This is a genomic window from Shinella granuli (assembly GCF_004341885.1).
GTDB lineage: Bacteria > Pseudomonadota > Alphaproteobacteria > Rhizobiales > Rhizobiaceae > Shinella > Shinella granuli.
Genome location: NZ_SLVX01000074.1, coordinates 1 through 3245, shown reverse-complemented (window position 1 = coordinate 3245; position 3245 = coordinate 1). Strand labels below are relative to the sequence as shown.

Annotated in this window: 4 protein-coding genes; all 4 read right to left on the bottom strand. The window is 63.3% G+C overall.

The window, feature by feature from the left end; genetic code table 11:
- Positions 1–104: 104 nt before the first annotated feature.
- The 4 genes from EV665_RS31875 to tnpA are packed head-to-tail and all read right to left on the bottom strand — an operon-like array spanning position 105 to position 3155.
- Positions 105–689: a plasmid pRiA4b ORF-3 family protein gene (locus EV665_RS31875; protein WP_133037247.1), complete on the bottom strand. Its 585-nt coding sequence runs from the start codon at positions 687–689 to the stop codon at positions 105–107.
- 2 nt (positions 690–691) lie between these two features.
- Entirely contained in the window at positions 692–2344 is a 1653-nt protein-coding gene (gene tnpC / locus EV665_RS31870; protein ID WP_133037248.1) for an IS66 family transposase, read from the bottom strand.
- 47 nt (positions 2345–2391) lie between these two features.
- Complete coding sequence (tnpB, locus tag EV665_RS31865; RefSeq protein ID WP_133037246.1) at positions 2392–2736, bottom strand: IS66 family insertion sequence element accessory protein TnpB; 345 nt, start codon at positions 2734–2736, stop codon at positions 2392–2394.
- Positions 2733–3155 carry an IS66-like element accessory protein TnpA gene (gene tnpA / locus EV665_RS31860; RefSeq protein ID WP_133037245.1) on the bottom strand — a complete coding sequence of 141 codons (423 nt, stop codon included), beginning with the start codon at positions 3153–3155 and terminating at the stop codon, positions 2733–2735. Before tnpA ends, tnpB begins: the two co-directional genes overlap by 4 nt.
- Positions 3156–3245 lie beyond the last annotated feature (90 nt).

Here is a 3245-nt window from a genome sequence, read left to right as displayed (position 1 = left end):
GTAAGCATCCGATCAGCCACGCGGTCTCTGCGCGCGCGGATGAGGACCAATCGGTCTATGGTGATTAGGTTCGGTCGAAGTGGGGCGCTTGACGTAGCGGGCCGTCAGGTTTTCCGTCGTGTTCGACGCGCCCATTTTGCGACCAGGTCTTCAACGGCTCTGTTGAGGTCGGCGAACGCAGCATTGTTCGGGTCGAAGTCTTCGGCGCCCCACCATTCGGCCAGTTCGGCGTGCCGCTCATGAGCGGGATCGGCAAGCGCCTCACGGAACTCCTGGTATCCCCAAGGTCCGCCGACGTCTTCCGGCGGACAGCGCCCCGTCGCCTCGATCAGCATGGGGTCGCCCAGCGCGACGATGGGGAACGTGCGCTCGATCTTGATGCTGTGCGTCCAGCCGTCACCGAAGTCGTAGTGGTATTTGAAGGATTTCGCGCCGGTGTCCTGGATTGCCGACAGGAGCGAGACCTTGCGCGCATCGATCGGGCCATCCCCCCATTCCTGGTCGGGCAAGCCAAAGCCGACGTCGCGGATCTGGAACTCGTAGAGGTGGGTATTCGTCCAGCCCATCGCGGCCTGCAAGACCTCATGCAATCGGCTGAGCCGGATGCGCCACGGCACGACAACGCGCCGCATCACCGTAGGCTCGACATGGTCGAGGGTGACTTTCAGACGGACCAGGGAAGCTGCCATCGTCAGGCCGCCAGCATGAGGGCCGGGCTTTCAGCCTGGCGTAGCCGCTTCCACTCCCACGGAAGCAATTCCGGCAGACGCGAGACCGGCAGGTCAGCGATACGGGTGAGGACATCGGCAAGCCACGCCTTGGGGTCCACATCGTTCAGCCGCGCGGTCATGATGAGCGTGAGCATGATGGCCGCGCGATCGGCGCCGCGGTCGGAGCCGGCGAAGAGCCAGGCCTTTCTTCCGCAAGCCACACCGCGCAACGCTCTTTCCGCGCAATTGTTCGTCATGCAGATCCTGCCGTCGTCGGCATACCGGGCGAAGTCGGCCCAGCGTGACAGCATGTAGTCGATCGGCCCGGCCACCGGGGATGAACGCGAGAGGCCGGCCCGCTCGGCGCGCAGCCATTCCTCCATATCGTTCAGCAGCGGCTTGCTCTTCTCCTGCCGGACGGCAAGCCGCTCTGCCGCGCTCAGGCCGTTGATGTCGCGCTCGATGGCGAACAGGGCATCGATGCGCTTGACGGCTTCGAGGGCCACCGGCGAGATCGGCTTGGCCCCTTTGCCGCGCCGGGCATTGCGGGCGACATCGGCCAGCTCGAAGAACTTCCGGCGCGCATGGGCGAAGCAGAAGGCGGGCGTTGCCGGCATCTGCTTTCGCGTCCGGTCGAACAGCGGACTGAAGCCGTTGTAGCAATCAGCCTGAAGGATGCCGCTGAAGTCGGCCAGATGCCGTTGCGGGTGTTCTCCGCGCCGATCGCTGGAGGCGTAGAAGACCGCTGCCGGCGGCGCAGGCCCGGCGAACGGGTGATCGTCACGCACGTAAACCCATATTCGCCCGGTTGTGCAATGGCCCTTGGCCAGGATCGGGATCGTCGTGTCGTCGCCGTGAAGCCGTTCGGCCTGGAACACATGCGTCTCGATCAGGTCGAAGACCGGCTTGAGGGCAAAGGCGACGTGCCCGACCTGATCGGCCAGCGTCTGGGTCGACAGATCGATGCCCTCACATTTGAAGCGCGTGCTCTGGCGGTTCAGCGGGATGTGCTGCCCGAACTTGTCGAAGACGATCGTGGCCAGAAGGTTTGGGCCGATGAAGCCGCGCCGCGTGGCGTGGAACGGCGCGGGAGCCTGGCTGATCGCTTCGCAATCGCGGCAGCTGAACTTCTCGCGCACCGTCTCGATCACCTTGAAGCGGCGCGGGATCTCCTCCAGCGTTCTGGTGACGTCCTCGCCCAGCTTCGATAGCCGCGATCCACCGCAGCAAGCGCAGGCTGTCGGTGCGTCGAGGACGATGCGCTCGCACTCGATATCCTCCGGCCAAGGCTGGCGCACTGGCCGTTTACGCGTGAAGGCACGCACCGCCTGCGTTTTGGCCGTGGCTTCTTCGGCCGCCAGTTCGTCCTCGGTCGCCGACGCGGCGAGTTCTTCGAGCTGCAATTCCAACTGGTCGATCAGCCGCTGGGTGCGCTCACGACTCGGCCCGTGCTTGGCCCGTTCCAGCTTGCCGATCAGTAATTGCAGATGTGCGATCAGCGCCTCGGTGCTCGACAACCGCGCCTTTGCATTGGCGGCTTCCGCCTCGGCCTGCACCCGCGCCGCGCGCTCGGCCAGCAGCGCCGCATGGGCGCTGGCAAGGTTCGAAGGCAGGGAAAGCGGCGGCAATGTCATGACGACATTCAACCAGATTTCCCAATAATCTCAATGCTTAAATGCAATCATACTCGCGTTGGTCGCCAAGTTTCCTGAGGCGCGCGCCAATCAATTCCGGAGAGCAGGTAGGAAAGCTGTGCCGACGAGATTGCCACCGCGCCACCTTCGGCAGAAGGCCAAATGAACCTTCCTCGTTCCAATTTTTTCGTGAACAGACAGGCCCCTTGGCCATCGTGCCAGACGATCTTGACCAGATCGCCGCGCTTGCCCCTGAAGCAGAACAGATGGCCACCCAACGGGTCATGCTTCAGCACCTCCTGCACCCGCAGCGCCAGGGACGGGAACCCGCACCGCATATCCGTATGGCCCGTCGCAAGCCAAACCCGAACACCTGACGGGATCGGGATCATTCCAGCCCCTCAAGGCCACGGACGATCCGCAGCAACGCATCCACATCGACATCACGGTCAACAACAACGCGCCGGCCGTTCGCGGTCACGATCTCCATGCGACCAGCACCAGACGCCGAACGCTCCAGATCAGCAACCGGAACAGGATGCTCGGCCACCGCGTCATAATCCGCAACAACGGGAACGAAGCCAGCCAATGAACTACCCCCAAGCCGTCCTTCCCGCACCGCCTTGCGCCAGCTATTCAACTGAAAGCGCGTAATCTCATGGCGACGAGCCGTCGCCGATACCTGCTGGGGTCCGCTATAGCTCTCCGCGACAATCGCCAGCTTGGCTTCGTCACTAAAGTGCCGGCGACGACCTTTCTCTACAATCTCCAGCCGGCTGATCTGCGGGCGACCGCTGCGAATGATATCCATGGGTAGAACACTGGCTATATTGACGTCGATATAGCCGGAGCCTCACCAAAATTCGCAAAACAGCAAGGCGTCCTTCCCCGGATGCGTACG